The organism is Streptomyces sp. NPDC037013 (assembly GCF_055607265.1).
Window position 1 is genome coordinate 123,594 of the sequence record NZ_JBVJRV010000009.1, and the last position, 15,634, is coordinate 139,227.

At 73.3% G+C, this 15,634-nt stretch carries 18 protein-coding genes; 4 read left to right on the forward strand and 14 right to left on the reverse strand.

What is annotated here, in order from left to right:
- Window positions 1–380 precede the first annotated feature (380 nt).
- From ACZ7DY_RS31145 to ACZ7DY_RS31155, 3 genes are all read left to right on the forward strand, one after another.
- The gene (locus ACZ7DY_RS31145; protein WP_361727140.1) at window positions 381–620 is read left to right on the forward strand and encodes a hypothetical protein; all 240 of its coding nucleotides are present in this window, start codon (window positions 381–383) and stop codon (window positions 618–620) included.
- A 66-nt stretch (window positions 621–686) separates the two neighbouring features.
- The gene (locus tag ACZ7DY_RS31150; RefSeq protein ID WP_471141224.1) at window positions 687–1,853 is read left to right on the forward strand and encodes a chymotrypsin family serine protease; all 1,167 of its coding nucleotides are present in this window, start codon (window positions 687–689) and stop codon (window positions 1,851–1,853) included.
- A gap of 26 nt (window positions 1,854–1,879) precedes the next feature.
- Window positions 1,880–2,329, forward strand: coding sequence for a hypothetical protein (locus ACZ7DY_RS31155; protein WP_471141227.1), 450 nt, complete (start codon window positions 1,880–1,882; stop codon window positions 2,327–2,329).
- A 69-nt stretch (window positions 2,330–2,398) separates the two neighbouring features.
- Here ACZ7DY_RS31155 and ACZ7DY_RS31160 read toward each other — a convergent pair whose 3' ends face one another.
- Window positions 2,399–3,865 carry a hypothetical protein gene (locus ACZ7DY_RS31160; RefSeq protein ID WP_471141229.1) on the reverse strand — a complete coding sequence of 489 codons (1,467 nt, stop codon included), beginning with the start codon at window positions 3,863–3,865 and terminating at the stop codon, window positions 2,399–2,401.
- A gap of 236 nt (window positions 3,866–4,101) precedes the next feature.
- Here ACZ7DY_RS31160 and ACZ7DY_RS31165 point away from each other — a divergent pair, with 236 nt between their 5' ends.
- A complete protein-coding gene (locus ACZ7DY_RS31165) occupies window positions 4,102–5,961 on the forward strand; it encodes an endonuclease/exonuclease/phosphatase family protein (protein ID WP_471141232.1) in 1,860 nt (619 codons plus the stop codon).
- A gap of 59 nt (window positions 5,962–6,020) precedes the next feature.
- On the opposite strand, the gene ACZ7DY_RS31170 is transcribed toward ACZ7DY_RS31165, so the two are convergent.
- The 13 genes from ACZ7DY_RS31170 to dapD all read right to left on the reverse strand — a co-directional run bounded on the left by ACZ7DY_RS31170 (window position 6,021) and on the right by dapD (window position 15,633).
- Entirely contained in the window at window positions 6,021–6,953 is a 933-nt protein-coding gene (locus tag ACZ7DY_RS31170; protein WP_471141234.1) for an SRPBCC family protein, read from the reverse strand.
- A 178-nt stretch (window positions 6,954–7,131) separates the two neighbouring features.
- Window positions 7,132–7,917, reverse strand: a complete 786-nt coding sequence (locus ACZ7DY_RS31175) for an antibiotic biosynthesis monooxygenase (protein ID WP_471141237.1) — start codon at window positions 7,915–7,917, stop codon at window positions 7,132–7,134.
- A gap of 95 nt (window positions 7,918–8,012) precedes the next feature.
- Window positions 8,013–8,813, reverse strand: coding sequence for an SGNH/GDSL hydrolase family protein (locus ACZ7DY_RS31180; RefSeq protein WP_471141240.1), 801 nt, complete (start codon window positions 8,811–8,813; stop codon window positions 8,013–8,015).
- 90 nt (window positions 8,814–8,903) lie between these two features.
- A complete protein-coding gene (locus ACZ7DY_RS31185; RefSeq protein WP_471141243.1) occupies window positions 8,904–9,689 on the reverse strand; it encodes an SDR family NAD(P)-dependent oxidoreductase in 786 nt (261 codons plus the stop codon).
- A 70-nt stretch (window positions 9,690–9,759) separates the two neighbouring features.
- Window positions 9,760–10,026 (reverse strand): DUF4235 domain-containing protein, encoded by a 267-nt coding sequence (locus ACZ7DY_RS31190; RefSeq protein ID WP_471141246.1) that lies wholly within the window; start codon window positions 10,024–10,026, stop codon window positions 9,760–9,762.
- Window positions 10,023–10,655: a DUF3618 domain-containing protein gene (locus tag ACZ7DY_RS31195; protein ID WP_471141249.1), complete on the reverse strand. Its 633-nt coding sequence runs from the start codon at window positions 10,653–10,655 to the stop codon at window positions 10,023–10,025. Before ACZ7DY_RS31195 ends, ACZ7DY_RS31190 begins: the two co-directional genes overlap by 4 nt.
- Window positions 10,652–11,074 (reverse strand): phage holin family protein, encoded by a 423-nt coding sequence (locus ACZ7DY_RS31200; RefSeq protein WP_471141252.1) that lies wholly within the window; start codon window positions 11,072–11,074, stop codon window positions 10,652–10,654. Before ACZ7DY_RS31200 ends, ACZ7DY_RS31195 begins: the two co-directional genes overlap by 4 nt.
- 50 nt (window positions 11,075–11,124) lie before the next feature.
- Entirely contained in the window at window positions 11,125–11,790 is a 666-nt protein-coding gene (locus ACZ7DY_RS31205; RefSeq protein ID WP_471141255.1) for a hypothetical protein, read from the reverse strand.
- Window positions 11,787–11,948: a hypothetical protein gene (locus tag ACZ7DY_RS31210; RefSeq protein ID WP_471141258.1), complete on the reverse strand. Its 162-nt coding sequence runs from the start codon at window positions 11,946–11,948 to the stop codon at window positions 11,787–11,789. Before ACZ7DY_RS31210 ends, ACZ7DY_RS31205 begins: the two co-directional genes overlap by 4 nt.
- A gap of 94 nt (window positions 11,949–12,042) precedes the next feature.
- A complete protein-coding gene (locus ACZ7DY_RS31215; RefSeq protein ID WP_471141260.1) occupies window positions 12,043–13,266 on the reverse strand; it encodes a WD40 repeat domain-containing protein in 1,224 nt (407 codons plus the stop codon).
- Entirely contained in the window at window positions 13,263–13,835 is a 573-nt protein-coding gene (locus ACZ7DY_RS31220) for a SigE family RNA polymerase sigma factor (RefSeq protein WP_471141914.1), read from the reverse strand. Before ACZ7DY_RS31220 ends, ACZ7DY_RS31215 begins: the two co-directional genes overlap by 4 nt.
- Window positions 13,836–13,996: 161 nt before the next feature.
- Window positions 13,997–14,605, reverse strand: a complete 609-nt coding sequence (locus tag ACZ7DY_RS31225; RefSeq protein ID WP_471141262.1) for a hypothetical protein — start codon at window positions 14,603–14,605, stop codon at window positions 13,997–13,999.
- 38 nt (window positions 14,606–14,643) lie between these two features.
- A complete protein-coding gene (dapD, locus tag ACZ7DY_RS31230; protein WP_471141265.1) occupies window positions 14,644–15,633 on the reverse strand; it encodes a 2,3,4,5-tetrahydropyridine-2,6-dicarboxylate N-succinyltransferase in 990 nt (329 codons plus the stop codon).
- Window position 15,634: the final 1 nt, after the last annotated feature.

Sequence of the window (15,634 nt, forward strand, 5' to 3'; positions counted from 1 at the left end):
CATCGGCGGCGACGGACTTATTTCGGATGCTCTACCGGATTGAGCTACACCGACCCGAAGTCGGTGACGGGATTTGAACCCGCAACCCTCTGATCCCTGAAGTAACCGTTGCCTTCGCACCGGGCACACACCTGCCGCCGCCTCCCGAGATCAAGGGGGCGGCGGCGCTTTTTCGTGAAAGGAAGGAGCCGCTTCCTGCGCACCGGGAGGTGCCGAATGCCTCACTTTAGGAGAGTGAACTGGTGGGGCGCCAAAGGTTTTTGTGGGGCTCGCGCCACCCGCGGGGCGAAGAATCACCGCGGAACACCTTGACCCGCGCTGTCCACGGCAATAGACAGCACGTACGTGCACACGCACCACCGCGCGGGGAGGCGGGCCGAGTGGACGCACATCAGGCACGCAGCCTCCATGAGGGCCGGCTGATGCGGCTGGCCAATGTCACCGGAGTCGGCACCGGCAGGGACGAGCACTCGGGTCAGGACGTGATCGTCGTCTTCGTGACCCATCGGGTGCCCCGCGACCGCCTCCGTGACGAAGACGTGGTTCCGGACACGCTCGACGGCGTCCCCGTACGCGTGCTCGCCATCGGCGAAGTCGACGCGCAGGACGGCGGGTCGTAGCGAGAGCGACGCCCGCGCACGGTCCGGAACGCCCACCCTCCACAGGGGAAGAGGTGGTCTGGCGTGGTGAGCCAGCCCGAACTGATGCGAGGACCCACCGGCGGCCAGCTGACCGACAGCTCCCGCAGGCAGGCGATGTCCGACTTCCTGCGGCCCCAGCAGCCGCTCGCCAACGTCGTCGGCTTCGGCCACGGCGTGAAGTGGAGCGACGGAGAGCCCACCGGCGAACCCGCGGTCATCGTGTTCGTCACCCAGAAGGTCCCGGAGTCCATGCTTCCGGAGCGGGACGTCGTCCCGCGCCAGATGGACGACGGCACCCCGACCGACATCGTGGCGGTGGGCCACATCGCGGCCCAGCGCAGCAGGCAGAGCAGGCCGGGCGGCCGCCGGGCCGAGGACCGCGCCCCCGGCGCGTACGACCCCGACGGCAGCATCAGCGAGCAGCTGTCGGGGCTCGGCCAGCCGCAGCTCGAGGAGCTGGCCGGGCGCGGCGCGTTCGAGCCGCAGCTCCTCAAGCGCCGGATGCGTCCGTGCCCCTCCGGTTTCTCGGTCGGCAACGTCCGGGTGACGGCGGGCACGCTCGGCAGCGTGGTCTACGACTTCCTGCCCGGGGCCTCCGTCGACCCGCCGGGCTCCGGCCTCGGCGTCCCGGCGAAGTTCTACATCCTCTCCAACAACCACGTGCTCGCCGACTCCAACCGGGCACAGCTCGGCAGCGCCATCGTGCAGCCGGGCGTCTTCGACGGCGGGCAGGATCCGGGGGACCGCATCGCGACGCTGGAGCGGTTCATCACCATCCAGTTCGCCCCGCAGATCCCGCTGGAGCGGCACAACAACGTGGTGGACGCGGCGCTCGGCGCGGTCGACTTCCAGGACGCGACGCGTGAGCAGTACTTCGGCCGCGCCCCGCGCGCCTGGCGGCGCAAGGCCAATGTGGCCGTCGGCGACCTGGTCAAGAAGACCGGCAGGACGACGAACATCAGCTTCGGCCGGATCATCGCGGTCGACGCGACCGTCGACGTGAACTACGGCACGGCGGGCACGGCCCGGTTCAAGGACCAGATCGTCACCACGAACATCTCGGCGGGCGGCGACTCCGGTTCGCTGGTCACCTCGCAGGACGACGTCGCGCTGGGGCTGCTCTTCGCCGGTTCCTCGGTCGCGACCATCGTCAACCACATCGAGAACGTCCGCGCGCTGCTGCGCGTGGAGATCGCCGAGCTGCTGGCCTGACGGTCAGGACGGGAGGAGGGTCTTCCATGACCACTCAGGCACGCAAGCAGAGGGGCCAGGCGGGTACGGAGCACCGCTTCCACAATCCGCAGGGCGCCGAGGTCAAGACGCGCGACGAGGCGTTCGCCGCGCCGGCCGCCGACGTGTCGGCCGAGGCCCTGACGACGACGTGCAAGCTCACGCTGCACAGCGGCGCCGTCACGTTCGCCCTTGAGGTGACGTACAACCCGAACACGTATCCGCACGTGGTGACCGGGGGCCGGATCACGTCCGGGATCTGCGGCGCTCCGTGGGACATCACCGGCGGCACGATCGGCGAGACGATACGGCTCGACGCCAAGCGGGCCGGGCAGGGCTCGTGCGCGAACACGATCACGATCGTGGGCGAGTACCAGAACCCGCCGGCCTACCGGGGCACGTACGGCTTCAACGGCGCCTCGTCGTCGTTCAAGCACACCACCCGCTACACCGGCTGAGGCAGGGCGCCGGACGGGCCGGGGCATCGGCCCGTCCGGCGTACTCGCGGGTTCTGCCGCGGATCTCCCTTACAGGCCCTGCTGGGACCGCGCCTTGAAAGCGGCCTTGCGGGCCTCCTTCGCGACCTTCTTGTCGGGGTGCAGACGCCCCATCGCCTCCAGGACGTCGGCGGTGGCCGGGTGCTCGACGCGCCACGCCGTGGCGAAGAAGCCGCTGTGCTGCTGCGCGAGCCCCTCGACCAGGCCCTGCAGCTCGTCGGAGTTCCCCTCGGCGGCCAGCTGCGCGGCGAGCGTGTCGATGGTCAGCCAGAAGATGAGCGCCTCCGACGGCGCGGGCACGTCCGCGGCACCGTGCTCGGCGAGCCACACCCGGGCGAGACCGCCGAGCTCCGGGTCGTCGAGGACGGCGCGCAGCGCGGGCTCCGCCTCGCCGCCGACCAGGGAGAGCGCCTGCTGGCAGCGGAGCCTGCGCAGCGGCGCGCCCTCGTCGCCGCCGCGCGCCGCGGCCAGCAACTCCCTTGCCGCGTCGAGCGGTTCCTGGCGGGCGAGCCACTGCTCGATCTCCGCCTGGGCGGCGGCCTGCGGGAAGCCCGAGGTGCCGGCCAGGAGCGCGTCGGCGCCCTTGTCGGCGAGGTCGCCGACGGCGGGCGCGTCGACGCCGGCCTCCAGCATGCGGGCGCGCACGCCGTACAGGCCGAGCGGGGTGAGGCGGACCATGCCGTAGCGGCTGACGTCCTCGTCGTCGACCGGGGCGGGCTCCTCGGCGCCGTCGTCGTCGATGTCGGCCATGAGCGCCTCGTCGACCGGCTGGTACTCGACGAGCCCGAGCGGTTCGAAGAGCCGGAACTGGTCGTCGAGCTTCATCATCGCGTCCGACACCTGCTCCAGGATGTCGTCCGTGGGCTCGCCCATGTCGTCGGGGACGATCATCGAGGCGGCGAGCGCGGGCAGCGGCACCGGGCCCTCGCCGGCCGCCCCGTCGCCCACGGTGAGCAGGTAGAGGTTGCCGAGCACGCCGTCCAGGAAGTCGGCCTCGGCCTGCGGGTCCCAGCCGAGCTCGTCGAAGTCGACCTGGCCGTTCTCCTCCAGGACGTCAAGGAGGTTCTCCATGTCGGGCACGGTCGCGTCCGCGTACACGGTGTCGAGGGCGCCGAGCCAGATGCCGAGGACGTCCTGCGGGCTGCCGCCGGAGAGCGCCGCGAGGTCCTCGCCCTGGGTGACGGTGCCCTCCGCGCCCTCCTCCTCGGCGTCCGTGACCTCGACGAGGCCGGTGTCCACCGCGATCCGCCAGGCCTCGCTCGCGTACGCGGCGGCGTCCGACTCGTCGATGCCCTCGCCGGTGAGGCCGAGCTCGGCGGCGGCCGCCGGGAGCTGGGCGTCGACGAGCTCGCCGCCCGCGCCGACGCGGGTCTCGGGCCCCGCCCAGCGGGCGAGCCGCACGGCACGGGAGAGCAGCGGCGTGGCGAGCGCGGCCCGCGCGAGCTCCGCTTCGGAGTGCAGCAGCACCGGCGGCAGGGTGGCGGGACTTACGGACATCGGCTGGTTCTCCTCCGAAGGTGCGGGACGCCGAGGGTTCGGATCGGCAAGGCGCAAGCCTAGACGGATTTGGCACCATGCCGCCCGGTTCATGTCCCTGTCAGAAGACGTACAGGTAACGCCCACCCGCGGAACCTTGACAACTCCCCTGGTCACGCAAGAGATTGACGCGCGTAGAGCCCCCGCCACGGGCCTGCGGTCCCACTCCGACCTCTCACCCTCATCCGGAGATCCCGATGCCTCGCATATCGTCGTCCCGCGCCCCGAGATCCGCCGCCGTCGCCGCCGTCGTCACCGCCGCCCTCGCGGCGGGCCTGCTCGCGGCCACCTCGCCCGCCGCCCTCGCCGACGAGGTCGGCATCCACGACCTCCAGGGCACCACCCGCCTCTCGCCGCTGGCGGGACAGCAGGTCACGGACGTCGCGGGCATCGTGACCGGCGTCCGGGGCTACGGCTCCAAGGGGTTCTGGATCCAGTCGGCCGACACCGCCGCCGACCAGGACCCGGCCACCAGCGAGGCCGTCTTCGTCTTCACCGGCTCGGCGGCGCCCACCGTGCGGCCGGGCGACGCGGTCCGGGTCTCCGGGACCGTCGGGGAGTACGTCCCCGGGGGCAGCAACTCCGGCAACCAGTCCGTCACCCAGATCACCAGGCCGACGGTGACCGTGGAGTCGTCCGGCAACCCGCTGCCCGCGCCCGTCACCGTCGACGCGAGGTCGGTGCCCGCCGCGTACGCGCCCGCCGGTGACCCCGCCCAGGGCAACAGCATCAACGCGCTGCCGCTGAAGCCGCGTTCGTACGCCCTCGACTTCTACGAGTCGCTGGAGGGCATGAACGTGCGCGTCGGCACCTCGCGCGTGGTCGGCGCCACCGACCCGTACAACGAGCTGTGGGTGACGGTGAAGAAGCACGAGAACGCCGACCGGCGCGGCGGCACCGTCTACGGCTCGTACGGCGCGCAGAACGGCGGACGGCTGCAGATCCAGCAGCTCGCCCCGGTCGCCCAGCACCCCTTCCCCAAGGCGGACGTCGGTGACGTGCTGCGCGGCGGCGCCGAAGGGCCCCTGGACTTCAACCAGTTCGGCGGCTACACCCTGGTGGCCCGCGAGCTCGGCGCCGTCGACGGCAAGGGTCTCAAGCGCGAGAAGACCCGCCGCCAGGCCAAGGGCGAGCTCGCCGTGGCCACGTACAACGTGGAGAACCTCGACCCGACCGACCCGCAGGCGAAGTTCGACGCGCTCGCCGGCGCCGTCGTCTCCAACCTCGCATCCCCCGACATCGTCGCCCTGGAGGAGATCCAGGACGACAACGGCGCGAAGAACGACGGGACGGTCTCCGCGGAGGCGACCCTGAAGAAGTTCACCGACGCGGTCGTCGCCGCGGGCGGGCCGCGCTACGCGTGGCGGTCCGTCGACCCGGAGAACAACAAGGACGGCGGCGAGCCGGGCGGCAACATCCGCCAGGTCTTCCTCTACAACCCCGAGCGGGTCTCCTTCACCGAGCGCGCGCCCGGCGACGCGACGACACCCACCGAGGTCGTGCGCGAGGGCAAGCGGGCCGCGCTGAGCCACTCCCCCGGGCGCGTGGATCCGCGGAACACGGCGTGGGAGGACAGCCGCAAGCCGCTGGCCGGCGAGTTCGTCTTCCGCGGCCGCACGGTCTTCGTGATCGCCAACCACTTCGGCTCCAAGGGGGGCGACGAGGGCCTGACCTCGCACCACCAGCCGCCGGTGCGCTCCTCCGAGGCCAAGCGGCTGCGGCAGGCGCAGGCGGTGAACGGCTTCGTGAAGGACCTCCGCAAGGTGCAGCGGAACGCCGACGTCGTCGTCCTCGGCGACATCAACGACTACGAGTTCTCGGCGACCACCAAGGCCCTGGAGGACGGCGGCGCGCTGCGTTCGGCGGTCAGGTCGCTGCCAAGGAGCGAGCGTTACTCCTACGTCTACCAGGGCAACTCGCAGGTCCTCGACCAGATCCTGACCAGCCCGGGGGTGGGGGACGCGGACGACTTCAGCTACGACAGCGTGCACATCAACGCGGAGTTCGCGGAGCAGAACAGCGACCACGACCCGCAGGTGCTGCGCTTCAGGCCGTGACGGAGTGACGGCCTGACGGGGCGATGGCGTGACGGGGTCGTGCGGCGGGCGCCGCCCCGTCAGCCGAAGAGGTGCTCCAGCCAGTCCTGCCAGGCCAGTTCGGTGCCCTTGGCGTCCGCCTGCGCGCCGAAGTCGTGGACGCAGAGGCCGACCGGGGCGCCGAAGTGGTTGCGGCCGAAGAAGCGGTGCAGGGTCTCGTCCGTGCGCAGCCCGATGAAGTACCGGCTGCGGAAGTCGATCACCGCGTCCAGTGCCCCGCCGGGGGCCTGGGCGCGGACGCGGGCGCCTTCCGTCGCGTCGTCGGGGAGGCCGAGCGCGCGGGCGAGCCGGACGAAGGCGTCCGGGGAGAGGGAGGCGAGCGGGCCGTTGACGGCGGAGAAGGCGACGGGGCGGCCCGCGAAGTACGTCATGTACTGGCCCAGCGTGTGCAGGTGGAAGTCGGTGTGCTTGACGGCGCCGTCGTACCCGGCGTCGGCGTCGCCGGTGAAGACGCCGCCGCGGACGTAGCGCAGGCAGGAGCGGCGCCCGCCGTCGCGGGGCTCGATGGTGTGGTCGAGCCGGCCGAGCGTCTGGCCCGGCACGCCGTCCGGGTCCTCGAAGCGGGCGGCGAGGCGGTGGGGCGGGTCCCAGCAGGTGACGGTGCCACCGAAGGGGGCGGCACCGCCCTCGCGGGGCTCGTACTCCATGGGCCCGAGCCAGCCGCAGGTGCCGGTGGTGAGGGCGGCCCAGAGCTGGGCCGGGGAGCCCTCGACCTCCAGCTCCCTGACGATCTCGAACGCCTGGCCGCGCGTGCCGGACTCACCGGCCCCGCCGTTCTCTCCGGGGCCGTTCTCTCCGGTGGCCCCCCGGCTCGCCCGGCCGCCGCCCGCGGCCTCCGCGGTCCCGTCCTGCCCGCCGCCGTCCTGCCCGCCGCCGGGCCTGCGCCGGCTCGCCCGCCCCGGCCACGCGGGCCTCCCCGCCCGGCCCCTGCCGCTCCTGCCGTCGCCGCTCATCACGGCCTCCCGGGCGCGGGGAGGCGGGACGGGTCCGCACCGTCGGGCGCGTGGGGGCCGGGCAGCCGGCGGCCGTGGTGGTCCTCGGTCACGGTGGCGTCCAGCATGGGTCCACCGTCCCGCCGACGACGATCGCTGTCCAGGCGGGTGGTGCCCGCGGCGGGAGGGCTCCGGGAAATTACGCCTTGCTCGGTACGAACCCGTACGCGAACCGGTACCGGTCGACCGCGTCGTCGCGCACGACGCCCGGGAACTCCCGGACGTGCCGCCACTGGGGCGTGGGCGAGCCGACCCCGTCGCCGGCCGCGGCGAGCGCGTCGGCGTGGGCCTGTGCGCTCTCCCACTCGGCGTAGTTGATGACCCGCCTGCCGTCCGTGCTGAGGTGGAAGTGCGCGGCGAGCAGCCCGGGGTGCCCGGCCGGGTCGGTGTCCAGGGCCTCGATCACCCCGTCGGCCCAGGCGCGCTGCCGGTCGCCGTCGGGCCCCTCGAAGTCGACCTGCACGATCACGATCGCGCCGGGCTCGCGTCCATCACGCCGACGGTGCCCGTCCGGCCGGCTCCGGTACCGGCGCGTCTTGTTCAGGCCGAGCCGTTCGATGCCCGGCACGGCCGCGTCGATCTCCGCGTTCCGCGCGTCCCTGCCGTTCCCGGAGTGGGCGAAGAAGTCCTGGTAGGCGTCTTCGTCGCGCCACTGCGAGTAGTGCAGGACCGTCGAACCGTCGGCCCCTGCGTACACCGTGTACGAGAGCAGTCCGTCGTGCGGCCAGGGCCGGGTCTCCCAGGCCTTGGCGATGGCGTCCAGGGTGGCCCGCTGCCGCTCGGGCGTGCCCGTGCTCCACGTACTGATGAAGGTGAGGGCGCCGTCGTGGCCGGCCGGGTCGGGGTGGACGCCGGTGCTGAGGGTGGTGCGGGCGCCGGGCTCGCTGCCGGTGGTGTCGGCGCCGCGGGGGGAGGTGGCGGTCATGGCGGTCCGTCCGTCTCGGTCGATGTCGGCGCCGGACCGGGAGGGTCCGTCCGGCGATGCCGAGGACAACCCTCCGACCTCAACCTTGGTTCAGGTCAAGCCCGTTCGGGGGCGGGTGCCGTCACCGCCTCCAGCGCGGGCCGCTTCGCCTCCCGTCCGTCGCCCGTCGAGCGCCCCCGTATCCGCCGCCACGCCCAGGGCCCGAGGAACCCGGCCAGCCAGCACACCTCCGCCGTCGCCGCCCCGAGCACGGAGACCGGCGGCGCCGGCGGCAGCGGGCTGCGCCAGCTCTCGTGTCCGGCGAAACCGAGGGCGTCGGCCATGCCGGCCGCGATCCTGGCGTGGCCGAGCGGGCTCGCGTGCATCCGGTCTTTGCTCCACAGCCGCGGGTCGGCGGTGACGTGGTGCGGGAAGGTGTCGAACACCGTCACGCCGTGGCGGTCGGCGGCCGCGCGGATCCGGGCGTTCAGGTCCAGTACGCGGGGCAGCGCGCGCCGGGCGAGCGGGACGACGCGCCCGATGTCGGGGAAGGTCACGGTCGCCACGTGGGCGCCGGCCGCGGTGAGCTCGGTGAACATCTCCTCCAGGTCGGCGGCGACGCGCGCGGCGTCGAAGCCTGGCCTCACCAGGTCGTTCATGCCGGCCATGACGGTCACCAGATCCGGTTTCAGGGCGATGGCCGGGCCCAGCTGCTCCGCTTTGATCCCCGCCGTCGTACGGCCGCGCACGGCGAGGTTGGCGTAGGTGAAGTCCGGGTGCCCGGCGGCGAGGATCTCGGCGAGCCGGTCGGCCCAGCCCCGGTAGCCGTGCGTCTCGTCGCCGTCCCCGAGCCCCTCCGTCTGGCTGTCGCCCAGGGCGACGTAGCGCGCGTACGAGTGCTGCCGCGTGATGCTCATGGCCCGAGCTTGCTCCGGGGCCCCGGGCGCGTCAACGCGGGGCCGGGCCCCGCGCGGGTGCGCGGGGCCCGGCCTGCGGGAGAGCGGGGCTCACAGCAGGTGGCCGCCGCCGTCCACGAGGAGCACCTCGCCGGTGATGTACGAGGAGTTGGTCAGGTCGACCACCGCCTCCGCGATGTCCTCCGGGCGTCCCACCCGGCCCAGCGGGAGGCGGCCCGCGACCGCTTCCATGGACGCCTCGATGCCCTCGACGCCGTCGAACCACGGGGTGTCGATCATGCCGGGGGCCACCGCGTTGACCCGCACGGCGGGGCCGAGCGTCTTGGCGAGCAGCTTCGTCATGTGGTTCACGGCGGCCTTGCTGACCGCGTACGGGATGGAGCTGCCGCCCGGCCGCACGCCCGCCTGGGAGGAGATGTTGACGATGCTCCCGGCGCCGCTCGCCCGCAGGTGCGGCACGGCCGCGGTGATGGTCTGCCACACGCCGATGACGTTGACGTCATACAGCTCCCGCCACACCTCGGGGGTGGCGGCCGCGAGGTCGTCGTGGTCGATGAACCGGGTGGTTCCGGCACAGTTGACCAGGATGTCCAGGCGGCCGTACGCGTCGACGGCGCTCCGCACGAGGCGGGCGGCGTCGGCCTCGTCGGCGACGCTCGCCCGCACGTACAGGGCGTCCGGCAGTTCGGCGGCCAGCTTCTCGCCCGCCTCCACCGACCGCGCGGAGTTGACCACCACGCGCACGCCGGCGGCGGCGAGGCGGCGGGCGACGGCGGCGCCGATCCCGGAGGAGGAACCGGTCACCAGGGCGACGCGCCGCTCCGTGGTGCCGCCGTCGCCGGTGCTGTCATTGGTGCTGTTGCTGTTGTCGTTCATCGAGCCTCGAGCCTCTGTGTCCGTCCGGCCTGTCGGCGCCCGCGCCGATCATGCCAGACGGCCCCCGGCGTCAGCCGGGCCAGCGGCCCGTCAGGCGCCGCACGCCGACCGCGCCGCCGCGGTCCACGGCGGCCCTGACCACGGCGAAGATCGCGCCCTGCAGGGCGGCGGCGGCGAGGATCTCGCCCCAGCCGCGCTCCTCGTCGTGCGCATCCGGAGCGTCGTCCTCGCCCGCCACCATCTTCCAGGTGCGGTTGAACACCGCGCTCGCCGCCAGGCCGCCCAGCATGCCGAAGGCCATGCCGAGCGGCTTGTAGAGGATCCGCGTCCCGCTCATGACCGGCCCGACCGCTTGCGGCGCAGCATCGCGAGGACGACCAGGACACCAGCTCCCGCCGCGACGAACTTCCCCGGGTGGCGGCTGCCGGTCCGTACGACATTGCTCGCGACGGCCCGCACCGGTTCGGGCGTGCCGTCCTGCACGCGGCGCGCGGCCTCGGCCACCTTCTCCTCGGCCTGGACCACGGCGGGGTGCTGTTCCGCGCGCGCCTTGCCCTCCAGGACGGCGCCCTTGGCCCGTCCGGCGCTCTCGGCCGCCTTGCCCTTCGCCAGGGCCGCGCCCTCGGCCGCCTTGCCCTTCACTCGGGCCGCGCTCTCCACGGCCTTGCCCTTGGCGCGGGCCGCGCCTTCGGCCGTCGCGCTCTTGGCCTGTCCGGCCTCGTCCGCGGCCTTGCCCTTCGCGCGCGCCGCCTGTTCCGTCACCTTGTCCTTCACCTGTGCCGCCGTCCCTTGTACCTGGTTCTTGACCGCCGCCGCCCGGTGCCGGGCGCGGGCCTTCACATCTGCCTTCGCCGCCAGTTCCTCGACGGTTTCGCCGAGGCGGCCGCGGGTGTCCTCGATCTGCCGGCGCAGTTCGTCCGGCCCCTTCACCCCTGTGTTCTCAGCGTCCTTGGGACTCTTGGTCATCGGTGCGCCCTTCCCTTGATCTCCTCGACGTCCGCCTTGATGCTCTCCATCGCCTTTTCGGGCACGGGCGGTACGGCGCGGGCCAGTTGGCTCCGGCCCGTCGCGGCGAGCACCCCCGCCACGACGAAGAGCACGCCGGTGACGATCAGGGCGGCGGCCCATACGGGCATCGCCAGGGAGAGGGCCGCGGCCGCCGTGGCCGACAGCGCCATGAGCCCGACGTACGAGACCGCGCCGGCCGCTCCGAGGAGCCCTCCGCCGCGTCCCGCCCGTTTGCCCTTCTCCGCCATCTCCTGGGCGGCCAGCCGCATTTCCTGACGTACGAGGTCCGAAAGCTGCGCGGTGGCCTGCTCGACGAGTTCTCCCACCGAGTGCCGCGCGGGATCGCGCGTCGGCTGCTCGCCCATGGTCCCGGTCATGATGTCGCCTCCCTCCTTCTGGGAGGGCCGGGTACCCGGACCGGGCCGTGCTATCCCCGCTGATCGCCGGTGAACCGTGCCAACTCGGCCTGGAACCAGTCCAGCCTGGCCTGCAGGAGCGCCGCCTCGGCCCGCAGTTCGGGCACGCCGAGGCCGGTGCGAGCGCCGCCCGGTGCGCGCGGGCCGTCCGCGACGACCCGCAGCCCCTCCCCGGCGAGCCGGGCGAACTCCGCGAAGGTCAGGGCCTGCCGGCCGCCCACGCAGGCCGCGCACACCGCTTCGATCACCCGCCATCCGGGTCTGCCCCACCCGGCGTCGGCGAGCAGTTCGGCGCGGGCGCCGCAGCCGCAGGGCGGCAGGGTGGCGCGGCGCACCCGCTGCCGGGCGTACCGGAAGCCGCGTTCGAAGCGGATGTAGGCGCCGAGGACCGTCACGTCGAGGAGCGCCGCGCCGCGGTGTTCGGCGGTGCAGAGCAGGGCCTCGGCGGTGGCGCGGTCGTGCACGCAGTGGAAGCCGCAGTCGCAGCGGCGGTGCGGGGCGCGGTGCCGTCTGCCGTAGACGCAGGCCGCGTCGTCGAGCACCCCGTACGGCAGGCCCGCGCCGAGGGAGACGCCGGTGAAGCCCGCCCGGGTGCCGTCGTGGGACAGCACCGGGCGGGCGATCTTGTGACCGGTGGGCGGCTCCGTCGGGCGTTCCTCGGGGAGCCGCAGCCTCATCGGGCTGCCGTGGCCTCGGCCGGCTGGTCCCGCACGGCCGGCTCGCGCCGGGACGCCTCGGGTTCGGGTACGGACGTGACGTGCCGCGGCGCGGGCACCTCGTGGTGCGCGGGCCGCTCTTCGGCGATTCCGGTGGAGAGTGCCTTGCCCAGCTTCATGACGCCTCCTGAGGACCGACTCTCCCGCCATAGTGACCCACAGGAGGGCGAGTTGGCACCAGTGCCGCAGTCGCCCGTCCGCCCCGGGGGTGTCTCAGCGCCGGGCGAAGACGGGGGTCCACCGCTCGGCGGAGCCGGGCTTCGGTGCACGGAAGCCACTGAGCGGCACGGTCTTCTCGCTCCCGATGGTGACGAGGACGAGCCGCTGCCGGGACTCGCCCGCGCCGGGGTCACCGTCCCAGGCGATGAGCCGCCTGTCGTCGGCCCAGGCGAGGAGCTGCCGGCCCGGGACCTCGGCGACCCGTTCGCCGGTGGCGGGGTCGACGACCCGGGAGGCGGTGGTCCTGCCGCCGCGCTCGTCGTCGGCCGCGAGTTCGCCGTTCGGGGAGAGACCGGCGTCGACGGACGAGCGCAGGTACTTCTCCTTCACGGGAGCGTCCTTCTCGCGGCCCGCGAGGTCGTAGTACCGCTGGTGCGGTGCGAAGAGGAGCCCCGTGTAGATCATCGAACCGTCCCGGCTGAAGACGAAGTCCTGGCGGCTGTTGATCGTCGCCGTGCCGGACTCGTCGTGCTCCGTCCGCACCCCGCTCCATTCGCCGTGGCCCGACGCCACGTCCAGGACGTAGAAGCCGGTCCTGCTCGGCTCGGCGGGGCCCGGCTCCTTGCCGCTGCCGTTGTGCAGGGGCCGGTCCATGTCGAGCCGGTCCGGGTCACTCTCGTACGTCGTCGCGACGAGCTTCCTGCCGTCGGGCGAGAACTCGACGCCGCCCACCCCGTGCGTGACCGGGATCCAGCGCTCGACCTCGCCCGTGACCAGGTTCAGCAGGCCGATGCGCTGGGCGGGCAGGCCGCGCTCCAGGACGGCCGCGGTCCTCATGCCCGGGGCGACGGCCAGCCACGACCAGCGGGGGGCCTCGCGGTAGGTGCCGGTCCTCTGGTCGAGCAGCCGGTAGGTGCGGGTGATGACGGCGTCACCGTCCGGCTGCTCGACGCGTCTGCTCGTACTGAACGCGGCGACCGCCGTGTCACCGGCGGCGATCAGCTCGCGCGGCGGGCTCTGGTCCGGGTGGGCGATGACGTCGCCGGTCCGCGGCTCGCTCGCCGGACGCGCCTCGCGGCCCCCGGGGTCCGGGCCGAGGAGTGGCACGGCCACCGCCACCGCGACGGCGGCCGCCACCGCGGCGAGCGACGTCCCCGCGACCGTCCGGGTCCTGCGCCGCCGGGCGGCCAGCACGCGGTCGGCGAGGTCCGCCGGTGCGGGTGCCCCCCGGTCGGCCTGCTCGTGCAGCGACGCGTGCACCAGATCTGCCACGTTCACGGTCGTACCTCCATGGGCGAGAAGTCGGGGGTCGCGGCCGCGGCCGCGGTCGTGCCGTCCGCGTCCGGTCCGTCGAGGCGCGCCAGTTCCGGCGCGAGGCTGCGCAGGCGGGCCAGGGAGCGGTGCGTCGTGCTGCGCACGGTGCCGACGGAGCAGCCGAGGACGGCGGCCACCTCCGCCTCCGGCAGGTCCTCGAAGTAGCGCAGTACGAGTACGGTCCGCTGCCGCGCGGTGAGCTTGGCGAGTGCTCCGCGCATCACGATCCGCAGCTCCGCCGCGGCGGTGCCGTCGTCGGCGGCGGTGCGCTCGGGCGGCTCGGCGACGGCCAGTTCGCGGCGCGGCCACTTCAGCCGCCATCGGCTGACCTGCTGGCGGTAGAGGATCCGCCGGACGTACGCCTCCGGCTCGTCGATCCGCTGCCACCGCCCCGCCGCCCTGACGAGCGCGCTCTGCAGCAGGTCCTCGCCCGCGTGCCGGTCGCCCCCGCTGAGCAGCACGGCCGTCTTCAGCAGAGCCGACGATCTGGTCGCCACGAACTCCCGGAAACGGTCCTGCTCCTGGACATCCATCGTCACCTTCGCTCCCTGGTGGGCCTGTTGCCCTCCCGCATGGATGAGGACGGGTCCGGAGGCCTCCCGCTATGCCCGTGTGACGGGAGAAAAGAAAGAGCGGCCACCCCGAGGGGGTGACCGCTTCTCTCCCTGCAAGCAGGCTGTCCCGCGTGCCGGGCTCAGGCCGCTGCCGGGAAGCCCGATGTCTTGGTCCAGCGCAGTGTGTCGGCGCCGCGGCTGAAGGTGACCTTCTTGCCGCCGGGGGCGATGACGATCTTCTCCCAGCCGTCGAAGTTCTTCGTGAGGTGCTTCTGCCACTTCGTCAGCGGTCCCACGGTCACCGCGGCGACCGACTCGGTCGGCGGCTCGCCGTCCGCGCAGTACGTGCCGAAGTCGCCGAAGGCCGCGACGGTGCCGTCCTTGGCCTTGAGGGTGATCCCCTGACAGGCGTCCGTCGCCGTCCGGTACACCGCGGCCGGCTTGGACCAGCCCTTGGCGCGGGGGCTGTAGTCCTGCGCGTAGAGCCCCTTGCCGCGCAGGTAGTACATGGCCACGCGGCGGCCGTCGGCGAGCTTGACCCGCGCGTCGAACGGGCTCGGGCTGCCGCTCCAGGGGATGTCGCTCTTGCCCAGCGGATGGCTGTGGTCCCCGGTCGCCACCCGGCTGACCTGCCGCGCGGCGGCCGGCGCGGCCCCCTGCGACGCCCCCTCGCCCTGACCGCACCCGGCCACCAGGCCGAGCACCGCGACCCCACCAAGGGCCAGAGCCCGTACACCCGTTCTGTTCACGTGGTTCCCCCTGTAGACGCGATGGACCTCGATGGACGTCAGTTGTGGCTGTGCAGGACCTCGTTCAGGCCGCCCCAGACCGCGTTGTTCGGGCGGGCCTCGACGGCGCCGGTGACCGAGTTGCGGCGGAAGAGGATGTTCGAGGCGCCGGAGAGTTCGCGGGCCTTGACGATCTGGCCGTCGGGCATGGTCACGCGGGTGCCGGCGGTGACGTACAGGCCGGCCTCGACGACGCACTCGTCGCCCAGCGCGATGCCCACGCCCGCCTCGGCGCCGATCAGGCAGCGCTCGCCGATGACGATGCGGACGTTGCCGCCGCCGGAGAGCGTGCCCATCGTGGAGGCGCCGCCGCCGATGTCCGAGCCGTCGCCGACGACGACGCCCGCGGAGATGCGGCCCTCGACCATGGATGTGCCGAGGGTGCCCGCGTTGAAGTTCACGAAGCCCTCGTGCATGACCGTGGTGCCCTCGGCGAGGTGGGCGCCGAGGCGGACCCGGTCGGCGTCGGCGATGCGGACGCCCTTGGGCGTGACGTAGTCCGTCATGCGCGGGAACTTGTCGATGGAGGTCACGGCGAGGTGCAGGCCCTGGGCGCGGGCGTTGAGCCGCACCTTCTCGACGTCGTCGACGGCGACCGGGCCGAGCGAGGTCCAGGCGACGTTGGCGAGGAACGCGAACTGGCCGTCGAGGTTGACGCCGTGCGGGCGCACCAGGCGGTGGCTGAGCAGGTGCAGGCGCAGGTAGACGTCGTGGGCGTCCAGCGGCTTGTCGTCGAGGGAGCTGATGACCGTACGTACGGCGATGATCTCCACGCCACGGCGGGCGTCCTGGCCGATGGCCTCGGCGGCGCCGGCCCCGAGCAGTTCGACGGCGCGCTCGGCGGTCAGCCGCTCGCTGCCGGCCGGGCCGGCCTCGGCGACGAGCTCGGGCGCGGGGAACCAGGTGTCGAGAACGGTGCCGTCGGCGGTGACGGTGGCAAGGCCTGCGGCGACGGCGCCGGTGGTGCGAGAAGCATTCGTGTCGGTCATG